We start from the raw sequence: 24,177 nt of genomic DNA, 5'->3' as shown, positions 1-24,177 counted from the left end.
TTCATCATTTTTGTTCACTATTTGTGATGGATGAAATAAATAAGAGAATTAGAACTTCATTGGTCAAAGTACCTTCCTTTCATAATATTACTTTTATTGTATGCGCATACAAATGAGTTTGTCAAACTTATTTCAGCTTGTGATTTTTGAATTCGTTATTATAAATTTGTGCTTTCGCTAGCGCCTCAGCATCATTTTGAATTTCATTTAATCCATTCGCATCCCCAATAATATAACCTTCAAATGATGAACCAACAAAATCAAAGATGTATTGGAACTGGGAGATAAGCGGTAATGCTTTTAGTTTCGGATTATCGCCGCCAACGATAACAACGTACATTTTTTTGCCTTTCATTTTTTCTTTGAAATGAAGGGATGTATCACGCAAGCTTTGTGACCAGCGATCGATGAAGTTTTTCATATGACCACTCATCCCGTACCAATATAATGGTGTAGCAAAGATAATTGTGTCGTGCTCTAACATGCGCTTCGTTAACTGCTCGTAGTCATCATCTACAGGTTGGAATCCTCCTGCATCATGACGCTGATCTGTAATAGGATAGACTGTGTGATCACGTAAATAAATTTGTTCTGTTTCAATTCCATCAATCATCATATGTGTTAAAGCTTCCGTATTTCCATTTTGTCTTGAACTGCCGTGTATAACAAACATGTAATCATTCCTTTTCTTTTGCTTTTTTTAGGAGTGAAACGTGTTTTTGCAAATTCGTTTGAATATTGGAAAGTAATGAAATTTGCTTTGTTACTTCATTAAGTTTATCTTCATAAAGCGTAAGGATGCTGCTGCACGGATTGTCGTATAAGTGCGGTTCAATTTCAAGGCAGCGCAGCATCCTTGCCGTCTCTTCTAAATTTAAGCCAATTTGTAAGTACATTTGAATAAGCTCCACTTTTTCGATGGCACTTTCGTCAAAATCACGATAGCCATTTGCGAGGCGCTTCGAAGGGAGTAATCCCTTTTCTTCGTAATGTCTTAGTGATCTTTCGCTAACGCCAGTTTCTTTTGATAACTCCCCAATTCGCAATGCGTTTCACTCCTTTTACATGTATTGTAAACCTTCACACTAATGTGAAGGTCAACTCTGTTTTTTCGCAAAGTAATCTACATGATTTAAAAACACTTGAATAGCTTTAGACGGAATAAAATATTTGCCGCGCACGATGGAGAATGGACGGATGAGTTGTTCATTTGGAATTTCGACGTGGAATAGTTCTTTTGCCAGTAGCTCTTTCCGTACAGTCCAATCAGAAAGTATAGCGATGCCAAGCCCGGCAGCGACAGCTTCCTTTACGCTTTGGATACTACTAAAGGTAAAGAATCGTTTCATTTTTAAATGGTGTTGATGAATAAAGCGATCGCTATAAGCACGTGTTCCGGAACCACTTTCTCTTAATACCCACACTTGATCTTGGAGTGTCCTTTCATTCACTTCCTTTGTGTCGAGCAGTGGATGATTTGGCGGGACGACGAGTTTCATTTCATCTTGCATAAATGTTTCAACGTCAACGTCGGCGTATACGACTTGCCCTTCCACTAAGCCGATATCAATTTGATTAGATCGAAGACTTTGCAAAACGTCTTCTGTATTTGAGATAAAGGTATGGACTTCGACGCGTGGATTTTCATTGGCATAATTAGCTAATATTTTCGGGAGTAAGTATTCGCCAATTGTAAAACTAGCACCGATGCGAAGTGTTCCTGTTACAACGTTATGTAGCTCGTTAATTTCTTGCTTAGCGTCTTCGTAAAGAGAGAGTATTTGCTTTGCATGTATATATAAAATGTTTCCGGCCTCGGTCACTTGAACGTGCTTCGGGGATCGCTGAATGAGTGTAGTTCCAAATTCGTTTTCTAAGTTGCGAATGTGCATACTTACGCCAGGCTGTGAAAGGTTTAATAATTCTGCTGCACGAGAGAAGTGTTTCTGTTCAACAACCGTAACAAAAATTTTTAAAATGTCTACGTTCATATCATCTGCTCCTTTCTTTTTCTATCATCTTATCATAAGTATTTCTGATGATAGAGATTTGGTATTGGTATTAAACTTATTATAGAAACTCTCTTATAATGTAAGTAGAAAGAACATGCATGTTCCAATACGATTATTGGAGTGGTTCAAAGTGGAACAAACACTTGTTATACAAAAGAAGAAGCGTTTTGGATTTTCGCAAGGGATTGGGATTACATTATTAATCGCAATTGTGGCGAAATATTTAGCGGAGCTTCCATTTTTAAATATTATGGGACAATTAGTAATTGCTATTCTAATTGGGATGGTTTGGCGTGCGGCAATTGGAGTTCCTCATGATGCGATTGCAGGAACGAATTTCGCGAGTAAGAAATTACTTCGCTTCGGGATCATCTTACTTGGAATGCGATTAAATCTTGTTGATATTGCGAAGGCGGGACCGAAAGTATTGGTTATCGCTGCGGTTGTTATTATATTTACAATTTTCGTTGTATATGGACTAACGAAAGTATTTAAGGTAGAAAAGAAACTTGGGATTCTAACAGCATGTGGAACAGCAATTTGCGGCGCGGCAGCGGTCGTGGCAATTGCGCCGCAAGTGAAAGCAAAAGATGATGAAACGGCAGTTGGGGCTGCAATCATTGCGATTTTAGGTACAATATTTACTCTTATTTATACGTTATTATATCCAGTACTTGGCCTATCTCCATACGGTTACGGTGTATTCTCAGGGGCCACGCTGCATGAAATCGCTCATGTCATCGCAGCTGCGGCGCCAGGAGGAAGCGCGGCTGTAGACATCGCAGTTATCGTGAAGTTAACGCGCGTTGCAATGCTTGTACCAGTAGCGGTTTTAATTGGATTATGGTTTGGTAAGAGTGAAGGAAGCAGGGAAAAAAGATCATGGCGCGACCTTCCAATTCCGTGGTTCATTTTCGGATTTTTAGCGATGAGTGCAGTGCATTCGCTCGGGATTATTCCAGAAGTTGTTGCGGGATATATTGTAGTCATCGCTTATATGCTTATCGCAATGGCGATGGCGGGGCTTGGTTTAAATGTAGAGTTTAAAACGTTCCGTAAGTTAGGAAGCAAAGCATTCGTGGCAGGGCTAATTGGCTCGGTTTGCTTATCGGTGCTTGGATATGTTCTTGTATATGCGTTAGGATTTATGTAGTAAAGGAGAGAGCTGTTCCCGAAGGTATATTTGGGGGCAGCTTTTTCTTATGTTTACCTTGCTACGAATGTCGGTATTTGTCGGTAAGTCGATATATTCGAAAAATCGCTGATATAAATGGAGTTGCGCTGATATATTTGGGAAATCGCCGATATAATTTCAGTTGCGCTGATATATTTGAAAAATCGCTGATATAAATTGAATTACTTTTGTACTTTGTTAGAGTAGATGTTTAATGAGACGTTTTTCTAAAATTTGTAAAGATATCTTTACTTGTATTTGGAAAATATTTATAATTAAAGTAAAGATATCTTTACTTTTGAAGGTGGAGCCTATGGGTGTAAAAAATAAAATTAAAGAATTAAGAAAGCAACATCATATAACGCAAGTTGAAATGGCAAAGGCGATGCAGGTGACACGGCAGACAATCGTGGCGATTGAAAACCATCATTACAACCCGAGTCTAGAGTTATCCTTAAAAATCGCCAAATATTTTGGAGTGAAGGTGGAAGAAATATTTACGCTGGAGTTATGACAAGCTTCGTGTTCTTATTCATTATGTATCTTTGTGTAAATAAATATTTAGACAGGCCAGTAGTACATGTAAATGAGTTATTATATATTGCTATTTTTGGTCTATTAATAAGTATGGCATCGACGAGCGTGTTAGCAACAAGGAATAGATAGAAAAAGGGGAACTGGGATGGGATTACCGGTATTATGTGTCGCTACAGCTATTTTTGCTTTGTTTTGGGGAATGCAGAACTTCTCTCATAATCCAGTGCCGAGTATTTGTATTATGCTTGGTACTGTAGGTTTATCGTATTATTTATTAGTTTCAGCTCATTATCATAAAACAGCAACGAGCGTTGTTGTCGGAGCACTTATTTTATTTTGTGGTCGTGCTGTGCAAAAGGGGTTATTTCCGTAAAGGCTGTTTATACGAAGCGTATAAACAGCCTTTTGTATTTTTTTACAAAACACTTGAAAGTTACGTAACGTCATCTTTTATAATGAAGGAGAAGAGGTGATGATAGTGATTTCAATTCAACAATTGACGAAAGAAACAGGGATAACAGTACGCACATTACGTTATTATGATCAAATAGATTTATTAAAGCCGAGTGGTAAAACAGAGGGTGGACATCGGTTATATAGTGAAGCGGACGTTATTCGTTTGCAACAAATTTTATTTTTAAAGGAAATGGGATTTTCGTTAAAAGAAACTGCGAATATGTTAGTAAAAGGTGAGTTGGATTTAAAGAATTCTCTTGAAAAACAACTTCGATTTGTACAGGAAGAACAAAAGAAATTTAATCGAATGGAGCGTGTTTTACAAGCGGTTGTTTATTCGGTAGATGTAGAGGGAGAGCTCGATTGGAAAGTTATGTTTGAATTAATTCAGCTTTCGAAACAGTCTTCTCGTATACGTGAAATATTTCAAAATGAAGTGTTTTCAAAGGAAGAACAAAAATTGCTTCAGAATTTGCCGAATATGAGTGAAGAAGATCCGAATGTTTTAGAGTGGGTAGATTTATTAAAGCAATTTCGCACTTTTATGAAAGATGGTAAAGAAGCTGCAAATGATGAGGTACAAGGGGCAACGAAGAGATTAATGCAGAAGTGTTTAGAAATGGCTAATGGTGACGAAGCGTTTTTAGATAAGTTATGGGAAGTTAGAAAATCGAAAGAAGATTCCCAGAAAATGAGCATGTATCCAATCGAAGAAGAACTTTTATTATATATGGATGAAGCTTTTCGTATATATGATGAAAAGGAGAAGGATAAATGAGTATACTTGCAGAATATCGTTGGTATTTTTTAATTGGGGCAGAGATTGTATTTTGGTTATCAGCTATCGGTTTCTTTTTACTCCGTTACGGATTCCGTTTGAAAAAGGCGAGTTTTATTATGGGGATTGTACTACTCATAAATGAAGTGTTTATTTTAACTTTAGGGGTAGTGGACTATTATCAAACAGGAAAGTTCTCTAACTTTCAAATCATTACGGTAATTATTTTATTGTATGCAGTTTTCTACGGGAAAAAGGATTTGAAGAAGCTTGATATATTTGCGCAAAAGCTAGTTGCGAAATGGCGGAATGAGCCGGCGCCTATTATAGAAGAACAGGTAGAATTAACAGGTATGGCTTATGCGAAGCAGGAAATAAAAAATTGGGTCTTGCACCTTAGTTTGTTTGTTGTTGTGCATATTTTCTTTTTCTTTCTGTACGGTCTTGCCCCGGTTGAACAATGGCATAATTGGTTAGAAACGGGAATTGTTTTAAATAAAGCAGCGAGTCGGGTTAGCCAAGTTTGGGCGATTATACTTTTAGTGGATGCAGCTATTTCATTTTCATATGTTCTTTTTCCGAAGAAGGAGAAAGGGAACAAGAAGCTACTTTCTTAGGGGAAGTAGCTTTTTAGTATGCCAATAGTTTCGTATAGGAGAGGATGACAGTAGGAAAAAGAACCAGTTTTATATGGATATTTCTCTTTAGTTTAGTAGCATGCTCACCATCAAGCACAACAATTGATAGGCAGAATGATGTCATTGTAAAGGGAGCAGGAATTCTCAATCTAGATAAATTTGAAAAGTTCGTTTTGAATGTCGAGCAAAGGGAAGTTGATAAAATAAGAATTGTACAGTATACCCATGAAGGTGACCCGATTTTTCAAACGTTAGAGCGTAGTAAGAACGATATACTTTATGTGTCAGATAATAGAAAAGACCAATTTGCCGGTGATAATAAAGGGTTATATAAAGATAGTTGTAAAAGTATTGTTAAAGACGAGCGCGAATCAGGAACCACTTATAAGCTAATAGATTGTACGAATGAAGATGGGCGCAATGGATATGATGTATTATATGTACCTAAAAAATAGAGTTAGTAGAGGAAGGAAGTATATACTCCTTCCTTTTTCTATGTATATATTGTCGAAAACTTTACCGAATATCTGTTCGTTTTTTTAGGTTTTTTATAGGCATTCGTGGTAAAATAATAATACAGATTTTTATGAGGAGGTCGGATTTTCTTGGAACGTCAATTTGAAATTGTCTCAGCGTATTCCCCGCAAGGTGATCAGCCGGTAGCTATAGAGAAGCTTGTAGAGGGAATTAATAGCGGAAAGAAAAAGCAAGTGTTGCTTGGAGCGACAGGAACGGGTAAGACATTTACGATTTCAAATGTCATTAAAGAAGTGCAAAAGCCAACACTTGTCATGGCTCATAATAAAACGTTAGCAGGACAGTTATATAGTGAGTTGAAGGACTTTTTCCCAAATAATGCAGTTGAATATTTTGTTAGTTATTACGATTATTATCAACCAGAAGCGTATGTGCCGCAAACAGATACGTTTATTGAAAAAGACGCACAGATTAATGATGAAATTGATAAATTGCGTCACTCGGCAACGTCTGCATTATTTGAACGGGATGATGTAATTATCGTTGCGAGTGTTTCGTGCATATATGGTTTAGGTTCTCCAGAAGAATACCGCGAGTTAGTTGTTTCACTTCGAGTTGGTATGGAGAAGGATCGCAATCAATTGCTTCGTGAACTTGTTGATGTGCAGTATGGACGTAATGATATTGATTTCAAGCGCGGTACATTCCGTGTGCGCGGAGATGTAGTTGAAATCTTCCCGGCATCACTTGACGAGCATTGTATCCGAATTGAGTTTTTCGGTGATGAAATTGATCGTATTCGCGAAGTAAATGCGTTAACAGGGGAAGTATTAGCAGAACGTGATCATGTAGCAATTTTCCCAGCATCTCACTTCGTTACACGTGAAGAAAAAATGAAGGTCGCTATTGAAAATATCGAAAAAGAACTAGAAGAGCGTTTAAAGGAATTAAATGATAACGGCAAGTTGTTAGAAGCGCAGCGTATAGAGCAGCGTACACGTTATGATTTAGAAATGATGCGTGAGATGGGCTTTTGTTCAGGTATTGAAAACTATTCCCGTCATTTAACACTTCGTCCAGCGGGGGCAACGCCGTATACGTTATTAGACTATTTCCCGGAAGATTTCTTAATCGTTATGGATGAGTCGCACGTATCAGTGCCGCAAGTAAGAGCGATGTATAACGGGGACCAAGCGCGTAAGCAAGTGCTTGTGGATCATGGATTCCGTCTGCCATCAGCTTTAGATAATAGACCGCTCACATTTGATGAGTTTGAAGAGAAAACAAATCAAGTTATTTACGTGTCAGCAACGCCAGGACCGTATGAATTAGAGCAGTCGCCAGAAGTAATAGAACAAATTATTCGTCCAACAGGGCTTTTAGATCCGCCAATTGATATACGACCAATTGAAGGGCAGATTGACGATTTATTAGGAGAGATTCAAGATCGCATTGCAAAAAATGAACGTGTATTAATTACAACTTTAACGAAGAAGATGTCAGAGGATTTAACAGACTACTTAAAAGATGTAGGGATTAAGGTGAATTACCTGCATTCTGAAGTGAAAACATTAGAACGTATTGAAATTATTCGGGATCTTCGTCTTGGTAAGTTTGATGTTCTTGTCGGTATTAACTTATTACGAGAAGGGTTAGATATTCCAGAAGTATCACTTGTAGCTATTTTAGATGCTGATAAGGAAGGATTCTTGCGTTCAGAACGTTCATTAATTCAAACAATCGGTCGTGCAGCACGTAATGAAAACGGCCGCGTTATTATGTACGCAGATCGCATAACGAGATCGATGGAAATTGCGATTGAAGAAACGAAGCGTCGTCGTAGTATACAAGAAGCTTACAATGAAGAGCATGGTATTACGCCGAAAACGATTCAAAAAGGTGTGCGTGATGTAATTCGTGCAACGACAGCTGCTGAAGCAACAGAAACGTATGAAGCAACGCCAGCTAAGAAGATGACGAAAAAAGAGCGTGAAAAGACAATTGCGAAGATGGAAGCAGAAATGAAAGAAGCAGCAAAAGCGTTAGACTTCGAGCGTGCAGCTGAATTAAGAGATTTACTATTAGAATTAAAAGCGGAAGGGTGAAAAGAGTGAGTAAGAGCAAGGATTTTATCGTTGTAAAAGGTGCTAGAGCACATAACTTAAAAAATATTGATGTAACCATTCCGAGAAATCAGCTTGTCGTTGTGACGGGATTGTCTGGTTCGGGGAAATCATCATTAGCATTTGATACGATTTATGCAGAAGGGCAGCGCAGATACGTAGAATCGTTATCTGCGTATGCACGCCAGTTTTTAGGGCAAATGGATAAACCGGATGTAGATACGATTGAAGGATTGTCACCAGCAATTTCAATCGATCAAAAAACGACGAGTCGTAATCCACGTTCAACAGTTGGAACAGTAACGGAGATTTATGATTATTTACGTTTATTATTTGCGCGAATTGGTACGCCAATTTGTCCGAATCATGGCATTGAAATTACATCACAAACAGTAGAGCAGATGGTAGACCGCGTCCTTGAATATCCTGAACGTACGAAATTACAAGTGTTAGCTCCTATCGTTTCTGGCCGTAAAGGTGCACATGTGAAAGTACTTGAAGACATTAAGAAGCAAGGATATGTTCGTGTACGTGTTGATGGTGAAATGCTTGATGTGTCTGAAGATATTACGTTAGATAAAAATAAGAAGCATTCCATTGAAGTTGTAATAGATCGTATTGTTGTAAAAGAAGGAATCGCAAGCCGTCTTGCGGATTCACTTGAAAGTGCATTAAAGCTTGGCGGGGGACGAGTGTTAATCGATGTTATGGGAGAAGAGGAACTTCTATTTAGTGAGCATCATGCTTGTCCGCATTGTGGTTTTTCAATCGGAGAATTAGAGCCGCGTATGTTCTCATTCAATAGTCCGTTCGGTGCATGTCCTTCTTGTGATGGACTTGGCTCAAAGCTAGAGGTAGATTTAGAACTTGTTATTCCGAACTGGGATTTATCATTAAATGAACATGCGATTGCGCCTTGGGAACCGACAAGTTCACAATATTACCCACAGCTTTTACAATCTGTATGTAATCACTACGGCGTTGATATGGATGTGCCTGTGAAAGATATACCGAAAGATTTATTTGATAAAGTGTTGTACGGAAGCGGTGAAGAGAAAGTTTATTTCCGCTATGTAAATGAATTTGGTCAAGTAAAGGAAAATGAGATTTTATTTGAAGGTGTTATTCCAAATATTGAACGTCGTTATCGCGAAACGAGTTCTGATTACATTCGTGAGCAAATGGAAAAGTATATGGCAGAACAAGCTTGTCCGAAGTGTAAAGGTGGACGTTTAAAACCTGAGAGTTTAGCTGTTTTCGTTGGCGGAAAAACGATTGCTGATGTAACGAAATATTCTGTTCAAGAAGTACAGGAATTCTTCTCAAGTGTGGAGCTAACAGAGAAACAACAAAAAATTGCTCATTTAATTTTAAGAGAAATTCAGGAGCGCGTTGGGTTCTTAGTGAACGTCGGTTTAGATTATTTAACGTTAAGTCGTGCCGCAGGAACTTTATCAGGTGGTGAGGCGCAACGTATTCGTTTAGCGACACAAATTGGTTCTCGTCTTACTGGCGTACTTTACATTCTTGATGAGCCTTCTATCGGTTTGCATCAGCGCGATAACGATCGTCTTATTCGTACATTGCAAGAAATGCGTGATTTAGGTAATACGTTAATTGTTGTTGAGCATGATGAAGATACGATGATGGCAGCTGATTATTTACTTGATATCGGGCCTGGCGCAGGTATTCACGGTGGACAAGTCGTATCAGCAGGTACACCAGCTGAAGTGATGCAAGATGAGAATTCGCTAACAGGGAAGTATTTAAGCGGTAAAGAGTTTATTCCAGTTCCACTTGAAAGACGTAAAGGTGACGGACGAAAAGTGGAAATTGTCGGTGCAAAAGAGAATAATTTAAAGAACGCGAAAATGTCATTCCCGCTTGGTACGTTTGTAGCGGTAACGGGTGTATCTGGTTCTGGTAAAAGTACGATGATTAATGAAGTACTATATAAATCGTTAGCGCAAAAGTTATATAAAGCGAAAGCGAAGCCAGGTACGCATAAAGAGATTAAAGGTCTTGAACATTTAGATAAAGTAATCGATATAGATCAATCGCCAATCGGTCGTACACCACGTTCTAACCCTGCGACTTATACAGGTGTGTTCGATGATATTCGTGATGTGTTTGCTCAAACGAATGAAGCGAAAGTGCGCGGATATCAAAAAGGACGTTTCAGCTTTAACGTAAAAGGTGGACGTTGTGAAGCGTGCCGTGGTGATGGAATTATTAAAATCGAAATGCACTTCTTACCAGACGTATACGTTCCGTGTGAAGTTTGTCACGGTAAACGTTACAACCGTGAAACGTTAGAAGTGAAATATAAAGATAAAAACATTTCTGAAGTGTTAGGGATGACGATTGAAGACGGGGTAGAGTTCTTCGCTAATATCCCAAAAATTAAGCGTAAACTTCAAACGCTTGTAGATGTAGGGCTTGGTTATATGAAATTAGGACAACCAGCTACGACGTTATCTGGTGGTGAAGCACAGCGTGTGAAATTAGCTTCTGAATTACACCGTCGTTCTACAGGTCGTACACTATACATTTTAGATGAGCCAACGACTGGTTTACATGCGCATGATATCGCGCGTCTTCTAGAAGTGTTGCAACGTCTTGTTGAGAGCGGTGAGACGGTACTTGTAATTGAACATAATTTAGATGTAATTAAAACAGCGGATTATATCGTTGACCTTGGACCAGAGGGCGGAGACAAAGGTGGACAAATCGTTGCTTCCGGAACGCCAGAGCAAGTAGTGAAAGAAGAGCGCTCGTATACAGGTAAGTATTTAAAAGAGATTTTAAATCGTGATAAAGCAAGAATGAAAGAGAGAATAAAAGAAGTAGAGCTATCACAATAAGTTTAGTAATAAAAACCGAGTTGAAATGACGCTCGGTTTTTATTGTATAGGGGGAGAAGATGGGGTTTTAAGAAATTTATAAGGTATCAAAATGGAATTGTAATGGAGGGGGATTATGTCAATTAATCATAAATCACTTGCCCAATTTATTGTAGAAGCGAAAAGAAGGACATATGCATCTCAGGGAGATGACGCATCGGTTCAGGCGTTATTAAACGGATCGAAACAACTTGAGTACAGTAGCGGTGATTATTTTTATCGAGATATTTATTTTGGTTCAGCTTTTTTTATTGGACAAGAAACTGTAGAGTTTGAGAATCGTCCCATTTGGTCAATGGTCTATTCAGGTGGTGTCACTAACCCAAACTCAGATTGGGATATCATGGGTCCAATTTATAACTTTCTTCGCCAAGCATTAAGGTCAGTTGATACGAATTCTATCTATCGTGGTCCAAATTACTATAAATCAGGTACATATATTTTCAAGAATGAGTATGAAGGCACTCTTGATTGTTTTCAAGGTAAAGAAATTATTCTCATAGGTGATGAAAAGGTGTATGAATTGAAATATAGCGGTGGAATAGTACGATAATTATTTTAATAGAACCACAATGTGAAAAGAGAAAAAGAAATACTTAAAGGGGAAAGAAGCAGAAAATGCGTTTCATAATGAGGTGAAAAAGGAGTGCTACATCTTCTATCAACACTGTAATGATGTACTATTAATAAAAGATGCAAGTGTATTAAGTATGGATGATATATTACGTGAAACAGATGATATGTATAAAGGCGATATTTACATTGTAGATAAAGATTTCACTTGGACTTTTGTGAAAACGCATGAGCATGGATGGTATGGCCCTTATTTTGCAAGGAAGTGTTAGTAGGTATACAAGCATGAAGAATCGAATAAATTGATATAAGTGTTTGTATCGTGCTTGCGTTTATTATTGATTAGCGTATGATGAAAGATATATGTTTAAAAGGATGTGTAAGAAAATGAGATGGATTGTATCACTTCTTGTAAATAGTGTTGTGTTAATCGCTGTATCGGGACTTTTAAAAGGGATTGCACCAGACGCGTTTTACGTAGCAAATATACAAACTGCAATTATTGCGAGTATTATTTTGGCTGTTTTAAATGTGTTCGTAAAACCGTTTTTAATTTTAATTACGCTACCAATTACTGTTGTAACTTTCGGTTTCTTCTTAATTGTTATTAATGCGATTACGTTAAAAATAGCAGATTCATTATTAGGAGACGCATTTAATATATCAGGTTTCGGTGTAGCGATCGTTGCGGCAATTTGTATTTCAATTTTTAATATGATTATTGAAAAGGCAATTGTGGAACCTTTATATGAAAAAAAGAGAAAATGACAAAAAGAAAAACATTTCATGATATGTATGAAATGTTTTTTTCTATTTATTAGAAACCGTATTTCTTGTTTCCAGAAAAAAATGGTACAATATCCGGTAGAATGGAATTTTACATCAAATGAGACTGAACCCGCAGCGGAGTGGAGGTTTATACATATGCCGAAAGTAAGGACAAAGGATTTAATTGAACAATTTCAATTGGAGTTAATAAGTGGTGAAGAAGGAATTCATCGTCCGATTGATACAAGTGATTTATCACGACCTGGTATTGAAATGGCAGGATTTTTTACATATTATCCAGCTGATCGCGTGCAGCTTCTTGGAAAGACGGAGCTTACGTTCTTTGACACGTTAACGTCAGAGCAAAAACAAGAGAGAATGAAAGCGCTTTGTACTGAGGAGACGCCATGTATTATTGTAACTCGTAATCAAGATGTACCAGATGAGTTGCTGCAAGCATCGCGTGAATCAGGCATGCCTTTATTACGCTCTTCTCAAACGACAACGAGATTATCAAGTCGTTTAACAAATTATTTAGAAGGTAAGTTAGCACCAACAACAGCTGTACACGGTGTGTTAGTTGATATTTACGGCGTTGGTGTTTTAATTACAGGACAAAGTGGTGTCGGTAAAAGTGAGACAGCTCTTGAGCTTGTAAAACGTGGTCATCGCCTTGTTGCGGATGATAGTGTAGAAATTCGCCAAGAAGATGAAGACATGTTAGTTGGAAGCTCGCCAGATTTAATTGAGCATTTATTAGAAATTCGTGGTCTAGGCATTATTAACGTTATGACGTTATTCGGTGCAGGGGCAGTGCGAAATTATAAGCGTATTACACTTGTTATTAATCTTGAAATTTGGGATCAAAAGAAAAATTATGATCGCTTAGGTCTTGATGAAGAGAAGATGAAGATTATTGATACAGAACTTACGAAGATTACACTTCCAGTTCGTCCTGGTCGAAACTTAGCTGTTATTATTGAAGTGGCAGCGATGAACTTCCGTTTAAAACGTATGGGTGTCAATGCAGCACAGCAGTTCTCAGAACGATTAATGAGTGCGATTGAGTTAGGAAATCAGGAGTAAACATTGGAGAGGGAGGTCATACATATGCTGTTAGGTTCTGTACCACAGCTTGACCGCGTAGCTATCCAACTTGGACCGTTTCCTGTTTATTGGTACGGGATTATTATCGGTACAGGTGTGCTATTAGGTCTTTGGCTAGCAACTCGCGAAGGAGAAAGGCTAGGTATTCCAAAAGATACATTTGTTGACCTTGTATTAATTGCAGTACCGATCGCTATTCTATTTGCGAGAATGTACTATGTTATTTTTGAATGGGAATATTACGCGCAAAACCCGAGTCAAATTATTAATATTCGTCAAGGTGGCTTGGCGATTCATGGTGGCTTAATCGGGGCTGTTATTACAGGGATTTTTTTTGCGAAACGCCGCGGAGTTTCATTCTGGAAGTTGGCGGATATTGCTGCGCCAAGTATTTTACTAGGACAAGCAATTGGCCGATGGGGAAACTTTATGAACCAAGAGGCACATGGTGATGAGGTAACGAGACAGTTTTTAGAAGGCCTTCATTTACCGGATTTCATTATTAATCAAATGTATATTGATGGTGTTTACTATCACCCGACGTTTTTATATGAATCATTATGGAATTTTGCAGGGGTAATTCTATTACTTGCATTACGAAAAGTGAATTTACGACGCGGGGAGTTATTCTTCACATATTTAATTTGGTATTCAATAGGACGATTCTTCGTAGAAGGGTTACGTACAGATAGTTTAATGCTAGGGCCACTTCGTATTGCACAAGTAATGTCAATTGGACTTGTTGTTATTTCTGTTATTTTCATTATTGTGAGACGAAAAATGGGGCAAGCTGATAAAAGATATTTAGAAAATTAGAGAAAAGTAGCATCTTATTGTAAGATGCTGCTTCTTTCATATTCAGGAAAGAGAAAGGACTAAGGCAATGAAAATAAATACAGTGTTATTTGATTTAGATGGAACGTTAATTAATACAAATGAACTTATTATTTCTTCTTTTTTACATACTTTACATACATATTATCCAAATCAATATAAGCGTGAAGATGTATTGCCATTTATCGGTCCATCTTTACATGATACTTTCAGCAAGATTGATGAAAGTAAGGTTGAAGAGTTAATTACAAGCTATCGTCAATTTAACCATGATCATCATGATGAATTAGTAGAAGAATATGAAACTGTATATGAAACAGTTCAAGAGTTGAAAAAGCAAGGCTATAAGGTTGGTATTGTTACAACGAAAGCGAGACAAACCGTTGAAATGGGATTAAAGTTTTCAAAGCTTGATGAGTTTTTTGATGTTGTTGTGACGATTGATGATGTCGAGCATGTGAAACCACATCCAGAGCCACTTCAAAAAGCGCTTCAGTTATTAGATGCGAAACCGGAAGAAGCATTGATGGTTGGGGATAATCATCATGATATTGTTGGCGGACAAAATGCGGGTACGAAAACAGCTGCGGTTTCATGGACGTTGAAAGGGAGAGCGTATTTAGAGGCTTACAAGCCAGACTTTATGCTAGATAAAATGAGTGATTTATTGCCGATTTTGTCCGACATGAATCGTTCGTAAAGATAAGTAGAGGAGCGAGTGAAGTGCGACGGACAACGCGCTATCCTGTTTCAGGAGAGAATTCATTATGGAATGTGTATAAAACAGTGTCTTTTTGGAAGGTAATGAAAAACTTTATGATTATCCAAATTGCACGTTATACACCTTTTTTATCGGTCAAGAATTGGTTATACCGCACATTTTTGCGGATGAAAGTAGGAAAGAAAACCTCGTTTGCGCTTATGGTAATGCCAGACATTATGTTCCCGGAAAAGATAACTGTGGGAGAAAATTCGATTATAGGCTATAATACAACGCTTTTAGCACATGAATATTTAATTCGAGAATATCGACTTGGAGAGATCGTTATAGGAAATGAAGTGATGATTGGAGCGAATACGACTATATTACCAGGTGTGAAAATTGGAGATGGTGCGATTGTTTCAGCTGGCACACTCGTTCATAAAGATGTACCAAGCGGTGCTTTCGTAGGTGGAAATCCAATGCGTGTTATTTATACAAAAGAAGAAATGGATGCTAGAGAAGGTTGATGCTAAAAATGTAACATTTCTCTTCTTTTTAATGAATAAAAAGGAAATAATTGAGTATAATATACTGTTTTGTTTTTTACGGAATCGTTTATACTTATAGATAGAAGAATGTGTGAACGAAGAAAACAAAAAACTGGAGGATATATGGGGAAAAATCAAAGAATATATAAGGAGAACGGACAAGTTATCTCTTTTAATCAATTAGCGGACTTCTTTTATAAAAAAGGGATGAGGGCTTACAAAGGACAAAAATTGCAAGATGCAATTAAATATTTTCGAAGAGCGGCACAAAGTGAGAAGGAGCCGTTTATTTTATGTCAATTAGCAACAGTATTATCTGAGGCTGGTGAATATCAAGAGTCAAATCAAACCTTCTTTAAGCTTGTTAGATCTAATCCAGAACTTGAACAGTGTTATTATTTTATTGCAAATAATTATGCATATATGGGGCTATTTCAGCAGGCGAAGAAGTATGCGGATCGCTATTTAGAAGTTGCAGAAGAGAAGGAATTTGTTGAAGATACATTAGAATTACTTGAAATTATGGAAGAAGAAGCGATGGGTGCGGAAGAGATTGAGGATGAAGATGATTTAATTGTTATGCAGGAAGAAGCCAATCGTTATATTCGTAACGGACAATTGGAAGAAGCAATTGCTACATTAGAAATTGTTACGAAAGATTATCCGGAATTTTGGTCGGGGCATAATAATTTAGCCATTGCGCATTTTCAATCTGGTAATGTAGATAAGGCGCTGAAATTAACGGAAATGATTTTAGAGAAAAATCCTGGTAATATACATGCGCTTTGTAATACACTTATTTTTCTATATTCAATTGGAGAGCATAAACAAGTAGAGGCGTTAGCTGCTCAGTTAGTTTCGGTATATCCGATTTCGTTTGAACATCGTTTGAAACTTGGGACGACACTTGCAACAATTGGTCATTTCGAGCCTGCATATAAATGGTTCAAATTATTAAAGCGTCAAGGATACGAGGGAGACGTTAGTTTTTATTATTGGTTTGCATATTCTGCGTATATGGTAAAAGATCAGCAAGTAGCTGAAAAAATGTGGCAACATGTTGTAGAATTGCACCCTGATAAAAAGGGAAAAGAACCGTGGAATGCATTGAATTTAGCGGATGAAGGACAAAACGTGTTATTTGAAGAATTACGAAAATCATTTCAGCAAAGTGCGACGCTAGAGGAACAAATGCTAGCTTTATATTTAATGAATGAATTATCAACGCCAGAGAAGGTTGGATTCTTCTTTGATGTAACGCAGGCGAAGAATGGTGTTCCGATTGTATCGCAACTTGCAAAGTATTTCTTTTTACTGAATAGCCATAAGAGTATTCCAGCTGATTTACAGCAATTTGAACAGTGCGCGCGAATCGCGGATGCTTTATACAATTATACGAAAAAAGATGATGAATTAATCGAAGAGTGTTTACAATTTTGGTTTTGTACGTTCATACGTTTATATACATCTGGGGCAGTTTTTACAAATGTATACGGCTGGTCAGCTGCGGTTGAATATATCGTACGCAGTGAACAAGGAAATAAGATGACACAGTCGGAGCTCGGAGATGTGTATAATGTATCTGTAGCGACTGTTCGAAAGTATGTGCAAGCTGTTAAGCGTACGCACACATAGATAAGCAAATCATTGGGAAAAAAATGATGCGAACAGTATAATGAGGGTAACTTAATTGTGTAGGAATGGATAGGAGTGAATAGTGTGTCGGAAGAAAAAATTTATGATGTCATTATTATTGGTGCAGGACCAGCTGGTATGACAGCTGCAGTATATACATCTCGTGCGAATTTAAGCACATTAATGCTTGAGCGTGGTATTCCAGGCGGACAAATGGCAAATACAGAAGATGTAGAAAACTACCCAGGTTATGAGTCTATTTTAGGACCAGACTTATCAAATAAAATGTTCGAGCATGCGAAGAAATTTGGTGCTGAATATGCATACGGTGATGTGAAAGAAGTCATCGATGGTAAAGAATACAAAACAATTATTGCTGGTAAAAAAGAATATAAAGCACGTGCAATTATCGTTGCAAGTGGTGCAGAGTATAAAAAAATTGGTGTACCAGGTGAAACAGAACTTGGCGGCCGCGGTGTATCATATTGTGCGGTATGTGATGGCGCATTCTTTAAAGGTAAAGAACTTGTAGTTATTGGCGGCGGAGATTCTGCTGTTGAAGAGGGTGTGTTCTTAACACGCTTCGCATCAAAAGTAACGATCGTTCACCGCCGTGACACGCTTCGTGCACAGAAAATTTTACAAGATCGTGCTTTCCAAAACGAAAAGGTAGACTTCATTTGGAACCACACGATAAAAGAAATTAACGAAGCAAATGGTAAAGTAGGAAGTGTAACACTTGTAGATGTAAACAGTGGAGAAGAGAAGGAAGTCAAAACTGACGGCGTATTCGTATACATCGGTATGTTACCACTATCAAAACCATTTGTTGAACTAGGTATTACAAATGAAAATGGTTACCTTGAAACAAACGAGCGTATGGAAACGAAAGTTCCTGGTATTTTCGCAGCAGGTGATGTTCGTGAAAAAATGCTACGTCAAATTGTAACTGCAACAGGTGATGGTAGTATTGCAGCACAAAGTGCACAACATTACGTAGAAGAATTATTAGAAGAACTAAAAACTGTATCAGAAAAATAAGGGATAATATACCTTTTGAGAAGAAAGCTACCGATAGGAGCTTTCTTCTTTTTTTGTGTGAAAATGTCAAAGTTTTGTCAAAAAATATTGGGATTATAAGCTTTCTTATTGATATACTGGACTTTACGGAAAAAATCACTATAAGAAATGAGGAATTTATTCAATATGGAATGGCGTAATATATATCGTGGATTTTGTATGGGCGTTAGTGATTTAATTCCTGGTGTGAGCGGCGGTACAATCGCTGTTGTGTTAGGGATTTATGAACAATTGCTTGCGGCAATTAGCGGATTCTTTAGTCGTGAATGGAAAAAACATTTAGGATTTTTAATTCCACTTGCAGCTGGTGTGGCAGCAGCGTTTTTAACGTTAAGTCACGTTATTAAATATTTACTTGCAAATCATTATGAACCGACTCAATTTTTCTTCCTCGGTTTAATTATTAGTATATTACCGATGTTAATGAGAGAAGCTGATGCAAAGTCATCGTTTAAAGGTAAGCACATTGTTTTATTAATAGTTGCAGCAATTCTTGTTGCGATTACAGCTTTCTTTAAACCAGATAAGACAGCAGACCCAATTACAACGTTAACAATTTTAAATGCAATTGGTTTATTTTTCGCAGGATGGATGGCTAGTATGGCTATGTTGCTTCCTGGAATTAGCGGATCGTTTATTTTATTAATTATTGGTGTGTATCCGACAGCAATTAATGCTTTAACTACATTCAACTTACCTTTAATCGCAGTTATTGGTGCTGGTGTTATGGTAGGGTTCGTTGTAAGTAGTAAAGGAATTAGCTTCTTATTAGATCGATATAAAAGTATGACATTTGCGGCAATTATTGGACTAGTTATCGGTTCGATTGTAATTGTGTTCCCTGGTATTCCAACTGGAGGATTTTCAATTATAAGTTCAATTATTACCTTTATTTTAGGATTTGCGATTGTTACTTATTTCGGTAAGAAGTAAGGGCTGGAGTCCCCTTGGCGATAAAAGTCGTTAAGGGGATTTTTCATGCTATTCACGGAAAGTGCAGGCATTTACATTGCTTGTTATAAAAAGCTTTTTTAAAATTGTTGAGTAGCAGTGCTTAGCGAAAGGGGGACTGGCTCTTTCGTTGTAGCAAACTGTTTTTGATAGTATAATGAAATGAGTATGCAGTGAGAAATTTGCTGCAAGTAGCTGAGGTGAAGAAACATGCAAAGAGTGACAAACTGTGTGTTAATTAGAGATAATGAAGTACTCTTACTCCAAAAACCTCGCCGGAATTGGTGGGTTGCACCAGGCGGGAAAATGGAGCGTGGTGAGACTGTAAGAGATTCCGTTGTTCGCGAGTATCGTGAAGAAACAGGTATTTATTTAAAGAACCCAGCGTTAAAGGGGGTCTTCACCTTTGTCATCCAAGAAGGTGATAAAGTTGTTTCTGAATGGATGATGTTCTCCTTTTTAGCGACAGATTTTGCAGGAGAAAACAAACTAGAGAGCGAAGAAGGCATCATTGGTTGGCATACATTTGATAAAATTGATGATTTAGCAATGGCACCAGGAGATTATCACATTATTGATTATTTAATTAAAGGAAATGGCATAATCTACGGTACATTTGTATATACCCCAGATTTTGAGTTGCTTTCATATCGATTAGATCCGAGTTAAACCGTCAAGGAGAGGATACGATGACAGAGAATAATGATATAAAAATGGTAATTATTACAGGAATGTCTGGAGCTGGAAAGACAGTAGCTTTACAAAGTTTTGAAGATTTAGGATATTTCTGTGTGGATAATTTACCACCGATGTTATTGCCGAAGTTTATTGAGCTTATGGCGGATTCAAAAGGAAAAATGAATAAGGTAGCACTTGGTATTGATTTACGTGGCCGAGAGTTTTTCGAACATTTATGGGAAGCGCTTGATGATTTATCAGAACGTACATGGATTATTCCTCATATTTTATTCTTAGATGCGAAAGATAGCACGCTTGTAACTCGTTATAAAGAAACGAGACGCTCGCATCCACTTGCACCAACTGGTCTGCCGTTAAAGGGAATCGAAGCAGAGCGTAATTTATTAACAGATATGAAGGCACGCGCGAATATTGTGCTTGATACATCGGATTTAAAACCGAAAGAATTACGTGAAAAAATTGTTCACCTATTTTCAACTGAAACTGAGCAAGCATTTCGTGTAAATGTTATGTCATTTGGATTTAAGTACGGTATTCCAATTGATGCAGATTTAGTATTTGATGTTCGTTTTTTACCAAATCCATATTACATTCCACATATGAAGCCATTAACAGGACTAGATGAAGAAGTTTCATCGTATGTGCTGAAATTTAATGAGACGCATAAGTTTTTAGAGAAATTGACTGATCTTATCACTTTCATGCTGCCTCATTATAAAAGAGAAGGCAAGAGTCAACTTGTAATTGCAATTGGATGTACAGGTGGACAGCATCGTTCTGTTACGCTTACAGAATACCTTGGGAAACATCTGAAACCAGAGTATAGCGTTCATGTATCTCATCGTGATGTGGAGAAGAGAAAGGGTCATTAAGGGATGAAAAAAGAGAGAAAACCTAAAATTGTTATCATGGGAGGCGGAACGGGACTTTCTGTTTTATTACGAGGATTAAAACAATATCCGGTTGATATTACAGCAGTTGTTACAATCGCTGATGATGGTGGCAGTTCAGGTAGATTACGTGATGAGCTAGAAATTCCACCCCCAGGTGACATTCGTAACGTACTTGTTGCGTTATCAGATGTAGAGCCACTGGTGGAAGCTTTATTTCAGCATCGTTTCACAACGGGAGATGGGCTGAAAGGTCATGCGTTAGGAAATTTATTATTGGCAGGTATGACCTCGATTACAGGAGACTTCTTCCATGCTATTACAGAAACGAGTAAAGTTTTAAATGTTAGAGGACGTGTATTACCAGCAGCGAATCAAAGTGCAGTACTACATGCGGAACTAGAAGACGGAGAAATTGTAACAGGTGAATCAAAGATTCCTTATTTCGGAAAGAAAATTAACCGTGTCTTTTTAACTCCAGAAGATGTAGAGCCGTTACATGAAACGTTGACTGAAATTAAACGAGCTGATTTACTTGTTTTCGGTCCAGGAAGTTTGTATACGAGTATATTACCGAATTTAGTTGTTAACAAAATTGGGGACGCTGTTCTTGCTGCAAAAGCGAAGAAGGTATATGTGTGTAATGTTATGACGCAAGCTGGTGAAACGATGGGATATACTGCGTTTGACCATGTGCAGGCGTTACATGATCATTTAGGTGAACCATTTATCGATACTGCAATTGTAAATAACCGTGATATTCCTTGTGAATTACGTCAGTTATATGAGGAAGAAATGTCGGTGCCAGTTGTAGTAGATGAAGAGCGTTTTACTGAAAACAATATTAATGTGATTCAAGATCAATTAGCGAAGTATGATGACCGTGTTGTAAGACACGATACATTAAAACTAGCTTCTATTTTATATTCACTGTTGTAGATGTGCGTTGCCTCGTTTGAGGTAACGCTCCTCATTTCATATAGGACAAGATTTTTGTTCCACAATAATCGTATAAGGAGGTGTTGACTGTGTCATTTGCATCAGAAACAAAGAAAGAGTTGACGAATCTGGAGATGAAGGAATGCTGTGAGAAAGCAGAATTATCAGCGTTACTTCGCATGAACGGATCGCTTTCTTTTTCAAATCGTCGTCTATCAATCGATATTCAAACGGAAAATGCGGCAATTGCAAGAAGGATTTATACGCTTTTGAAAAAAGGATATGACGTGACGGTAGAATTACTTGTTCGTAAAAAAATGCGATTGAAGAAAAACAATGTATATATCGTAAGGCTTGTTGAGAAGTCGCGCGAAATATTAGCTGATCTTCATATCGTTCGAGATGACTTTTCATTTATTCGAAATATATCACAAGAATTAATTGAGAAGAAATGTTGTAAACGATCGTATTTACGCGGTGCATTTTTAGCAGGTGGTTCAGTAAATAACCCAGAAACATCATCTTATCATTTAGAGATCTTTTCGTTATATAAGGAACATAATGATGCTATATGTGAACTGATGAACGGATTTGATTTAAATAGTAAGACGTTGGAAAGAAGAAAAGGGTACATTACGTATTTGAAAGAAGCAGAAAAGATTACAGAGTTTTTAAATATTATAGGTGCTCATAATGCACTTTTAAGATTTGAAGACATTCGAATCGTACGTGATATGCGTAATTCTGTAAATCGCTTAGTGAACTGCGAAACAGCTAATTTAAATAAAACAATTGGTGCAGCGCTAAGGCAGATTGAAAATATCCGTTATATTGATGAGACGGTTGGTCTTGATATATTGCCGGATAAACTACGAGAAATTGCGCAACTACGAAGAGATTATCAAGATGTAACATTGAAAGAGTTAGGTGAGATGGTATCCGGGGGGAAAATTAGTAAATCGGGTATTAATCATCGTTTGCGTAAAATCGATGATATTGCAGAGAAATTACGCGCGGGGGAAACGGTAGCAAAAAAATAAGAGGTTAAAGGGGAAATGGAGCTGTGGTTCAAAAAAGAGTTCAGGTTTCATTAAAAAACGGTTTACAAGCACGTCCGGCTGCGTTGTTTGTACAAGAAGCCAATCGCTTTCATGCAGATATTTTCATCGAAAAAGATGGGAAGACAGTAAATGCAAAGAGCATAATGGGGATTATGAGCTTAGCAATTGGAACTGGTAGCATGATAACAATTACAACAGAAGGTTCAGATGCAGAAGAAGCTTTAGAAGCATTAGCTGCATATGTACAATAAGAAGCTATCGCGTATGTGCGATAGCTTTTTTGTTGTTTGGGGCTTGTTGGTGGGGGTATGTGGGGTGTGTGTACTTGTCGAGAATTGTCGGTAAGTCGATAAGTTGTGTCGAAACGTCGATATATTAAAATAATCGCCGATATAATTGGAGTTACGGTCGATATATTTGAAAAATCGCCGATATATTTTGGCTGATACTAGGTGGGGTATGCGGGCGGAGAACAGCATATAAAAAAAGCGCCCTGTTATAGGGCGCTTCTGCTTTTAATCTATCCAGCTCCAGCGGCTAGAATCTCCGGTTGTTTCGCTTTTACATTCGAGGCAAAAAGCGCCTCGGATGTAAAAGCTCCAACACCCTGCGATTCTGAACGAGCCGCTTCCGCTTTTAATTTTATCCAGCTCCAGCGGCTAGAATCTCCGGTCGCTTCGCCCCTTCATTCGAGGCAAAAATCGCCTCAGAATCAGGGGCTCCATCGCCCTGCGATTCTAAACGAGCCGCTTTCGCCTTAAATATCTATTAACGATTTGTAAAGATCTTATCGATTAAACCGTATTCTAAAGCTTTTTCTGCTGTCATGAAGTTGTCGCGGTCTGTGTCGCGTTGTAGTACTTCAAGTGGTTGACCTGTGCGGTCAGCAAGAATTTGGTTTAGTTTTTCACGTAAGAATAGGATACGTTTAGCAGCGATTTCGATTTCAGTCGCTTGACCTTGTGCTCCACCAAGTGGTTGGTGAATCATTACTTCACTGTTTGGAAGTGCATAACGTTTTCCTTTTTCACCTGCTGCAAGTAAGAATGCACCCATAGATGCAGCCATACCGATACAGATTGTTGATACTTGCGGTTTAATAAACTGCATTGTATCGTAAATTGCCATACCTGCTGTGATAGAACCACCTGGACTATTGATGTATAGGTGAATATCTTTGTCTGGATCTTGAGATTCCAAGAATAAAAGCTGGGAAACGATTGAGTTAGCTACGTTGTCATCAATTGCGCTACCAAGCATAATGATGCGGTCTTTTAATAGTCGAGAGTAA

At 37.8% G+C, this 24,177-nt stretch carries 26 protein-coding genes and 2 pseudogenes; 24 read left to right on the top strand and 4 right to left on the bottom strand.

Features of this window, described 5'->3' with window-relative positions:
* Nucleotides 1-127: 127 nt before the first annotated feature.
* The 3 genes from ACTFRN_RS14765 to ACTFRN_RS14755 are packed head-to-tail and all read right to left on the bottom strand — an operon-like array spanning nt 128 to nt 1,991.
* Entirely contained in the window at nt 128-673 is a 546-nt protein-coding gene (locus tag ACTFRN_RS14765) for a flavodoxin family protein (protein ID WP_000497604.1), read from the bottom strand.
* Between the two features lie 4 nt (nt 674-677).
* A complete protein-coding gene (locus ACTFRN_RS14760; protein WP_001219200.1) occupies nt 678-1,046 on the bottom strand; it encodes a MerR family transcriptional regulator in 369 nt (122 codons plus the stop codon).
* 51 nt (nt 1,047-1,097) lie between these two features.
* Nucleotides 1,098-1,991, bottom strand: coding sequence for a LysR family transcriptional regulator (locus ACTFRN_RS14755; protein WP_001099961.1), 894 nt, complete (start codon nt 1,989-1,991; stop codon nt 1,098-1,100).
* A gap of 151 nt (nt 1,992-2,142) precedes the next feature.
* On the opposite strand from ACTFRN_RS14755, the gene ACTFRN_RS14750 reads away from it, so the two are divergent.
* From ACTFRN_RS14750 to ACTFRN_RS14635, 24 genes and pseudogenes are all read left to right on the top strand, one after another.
* Nucleotides 2,143-3,165 carry a YeiH family protein gene (locus ACTFRN_RS14750; RefSeq protein ID WP_140383331.1) on the top strand — a complete coding sequence of 341 codons (1,023 nt, stop codon included), beginning with the start codon at nt 2,143-2,145 and terminating at the stop codon, nt 3,163-3,165.
* Nucleotides 3,166-3,499: 334 nt separating this feature from the next.
* Nucleotides 3,500-3,700: a helix-turn-helix transcriptional regulator gene (locus ACTFRN_RS14745; RefSeq protein ID WP_000538360.1), complete on the top strand. Its 201-nt coding sequence runs from the start codon at nt 3,500-3,502 to the stop codon at nt 3,698-3,700.
* Nucleotides 3,688-3,852 (top strand): annotated as a pseudogene (locus tag ACTFRN_RS14740) (ATPase); the annotation flags it as partial. The gene ACTFRN_RS14745 and the pseudogene ACTFRN_RS14740, both read left to right, overlap by 13 nt.
* A gap of 16 nt (nt 3,853-3,868) precedes the next feature.
* A complete protein-coding gene (locus tag ACTFRN_RS14735; RefSeq protein WP_000524119.1) occupies nt 3,869-4,096 on the top strand; it encodes a hypothetical protein in 228 nt (75 codons plus the stop codon).
* 99 nt (nt 4,097-4,195) lie between these two features.
* Complete coding sequence (locus ACTFRN_RS14730; RefSeq protein WP_000635520.1) at nt 4,196-4,957, top strand: MerR family transcriptional regulator; 762 nt, start codon at nt 4,196-4,198, stop codon at nt 4,955-4,957.
* A complete protein-coding gene (locus ACTFRN_RS14725; protein ID WP_000025192.1) occupies nt 4,954-5,574 on the top strand; it encodes a hypothetical protein in 621 nt (206 codons plus the stop codon). The genes ACTFRN_RS14730 and ACTFRN_RS14725 overlap by 4 nt, the downstream gene beginning before the upstream one ends.
* A gap of 44 nt (nt 5,575-5,618) precedes the next feature.
* Nucleotides 5,619-6,050 (top strand): DUF4362 domain-containing protein, encoded by a 432-nt coding sequence (locus ACTFRN_RS14720; RefSeq protein ID WP_000215783.1) that lies wholly within the window; start codon nt 5,619-5,621, stop codon nt 6,048-6,050.
* 150 nt (nt 6,051-6,200) lie between these two features.
* Entirely contained in the window at nt 6,201-8,177 is a 1,977-nt protein-coding gene (gene uvrB / locus ACTFRN_RS14715) for an excinuclease ABC subunit B (protein WP_088106318.1), read from the top strand.
* A 5-nt stretch (nt 8,178-8,182) separates the two neighbouring features.
* Entirely contained in the window at nt 8,183-11,059 is a 2,877-nt protein-coding gene (gene uvrA / locus ACTFRN_RS14710; protein ID WP_000045582.1) for an excinuclease ABC subunit UvrA, read from the top strand.
* Between the two features lie 115 nt (nt 11,060-11,174).
* Complete coding sequence (locus tag ACTFRN_RS14705) at nt 11,175-11,651, top strand: DUF5680 domain-containing protein (RefSeq protein WP_000026297.1); 477 nt, start codon at nt 11,175-11,177, stop codon at nt 11,649-11,651.
* A gap of 28 nt (nt 11,652-11,679) precedes the next feature.
* Nucleotides 11,680-11,943 (top strand): annotated as a pseudogene (locus tag ACTFRN_RS14700) (DUF4275 family protein); the annotation flags it as partial.
* Between the two features lie 115 nt (nt 11,944-12,058).
* On the top strand, nt 12,059-12,439 hold the full coding sequence (locus ACTFRN_RS14695) for a phage holin family protein (RefSeq protein WP_001267308.1): 381 nt from the start codon (nt 12,059-12,061) through the stop codon (nt 12,437-12,439).
* A gap of 156 nt (nt 12,440-12,595) precedes the next feature.
* Nucleotides 12,596-13,525, top strand: a complete 930-nt coding sequence (gene hprK / locus ACTFRN_RS14690; protein WP_001127250.1) for an HPr(Ser) kinase/phosphatase — start codon at nt 12,596-12,598, stop codon at nt 13,523-13,525.
* A 24-nt stretch (nt 13,526-13,549) separates the two neighbouring features.
* A complete protein-coding gene (gene lgt, locus ACTFRN_RS14685; protein WP_088106319.1) occupies nt 13,550-14,362 on the top strand; it encodes a prolipoprotein diacylglyceryl transferase in 813 nt (270 codons plus the stop codon).
* A 67-nt stretch (nt 14,363-14,429) separates the two neighbouring features.
* On the top strand, nt 14,430-15,080 hold the full coding sequence (gene ppaX / locus ACTFRN_RS14680) for a pyrophosphatase PpaX (RefSeq protein WP_000700954.1): 651 nt from the start codon (nt 14,430-14,432) through the stop codon (nt 15,078-15,080).
* 23 nt (nt 15,081-15,103) lie between these two features.
* Nucleotides 15,104-15,610, top strand: a complete 507-nt coding sequence (locus ACTFRN_RS14675) for an acyltransferase (RefSeq protein WP_001255081.1) — start codon at nt 15,104-15,106, stop codon at nt 15,608-15,610.
* 144 nt (nt 15,611-15,754) lie between these two features.
* Nucleotides 15,755-17,266 (top strand): tetratricopeptide repeat protein, encoded by a 1,512-nt coding sequence (locus ACTFRN_RS14670; protein WP_016718902.1) that lies wholly within the window; start codon nt 15,755-15,757, stop codon nt 17,264-17,266.
* Nucleotides 17,267-17,350: 84 nt separating this feature from the next.
* Nucleotides 17,351-18,307 (top strand): thioredoxin-disulfide reductase, encoded by a 957-nt coding sequence (gene trxB / locus ACTFRN_RS14665; RefSeq protein ID WP_001288072.1) that lies wholly within the window; start codon nt 17,351-17,353, stop codon nt 18,305-18,307.
* A 165-nt stretch (nt 18,308-18,472) separates the two neighbouring features.
* Nucleotides 18,473-19,279, top strand: a complete 807-nt coding sequence (locus ACTFRN_RS14660; protein WP_000455201.1) for a DUF368 domain-containing protein — start codon at nt 18,473-18,475, stop codon at nt 19,277-19,279.
* Nucleotides 19,280-19,507: 228 nt separating this feature from the next.
* Nucleotides 19,508-19,966 (top strand): NUDIX hydrolase, encoded by a 459-nt coding sequence (locus ACTFRN_RS14655; protein ID WP_001190080.1) that lies wholly within the window; start codon nt 19,508-19,510, stop codon nt 19,964-19,966.
* Nucleotides 19,967-19,986: 20 nt separating this feature from the next.
* Nucleotides 19,987-20,868, top strand: coding sequence for an RNase adapter RapZ (gene rapZ, locus ACTFRN_RS14650; RefSeq protein ID WP_000138457.1), 882 nt, complete (start codon nt 19,987-19,989; stop codon nt 20,866-20,868).
* 3 nt (nt 20,869-20,871) lie between these two features.
* Nucleotides 20,872-21,825: a gluconeogenesis factor YvcK family protein gene (locus tag ACTFRN_RS14645; protein WP_000712176.1), complete on the top strand. Its 954-nt coding sequence runs from the start codon at nt 20,872-20,874 to the stop codon at nt 21,823-21,825.
* 89 nt (nt 21,826-21,914) lie between these two features.
* Nucleotides 21,915-22,865: a DNA-binding protein WhiA gene (whiA, locus tag ACTFRN_RS14640; protein WP_000006561.1), complete on the top strand. Its 951-nt coding sequence runs from the start codon at nt 21,915-21,917 to the stop codon at nt 22,863-22,865.
* Between the two features lie 23 nt (nt 22,866-22,888).
* Nucleotides 22,889-23,137 (top strand): HPr family phosphocarrier protein, encoded by a 249-nt coding sequence (locus ACTFRN_RS14635; protein ID WP_000250307.1) that lies wholly within the window; start codon nt 22,889-22,891, stop codon nt 23,135-23,137.
* Between the two features lie 517 nt (nt 23,138-23,654).
* Here the strand turns inward: ACTFRN_RS14635 and clpP are convergent.
* On the bottom strand, nt 23,655-24,177 hold a 523-nt coding region (gene clpP, locus ACTFRN_RS14630; protein WP_438881797.1), incomplete at its 5' end, for an ATP-dependent Clp endopeptidase proteolytic subunit ClpP.

Origin of the sequence: Bacillus cereus group sp. MYBK245-2 (assembly GCF_051916145.1) — a bacterium.
Lineage (GTDB): Bacteria > Bacillota > Bacilli > Bacillales > Bacillaceae_G > Bacillus_A > Bacillus_A pacificus.
Note: the sequence above shows the minus strand (reverse complement) of the source record. Positions and strands in the feature narration are given on the sequence as shown.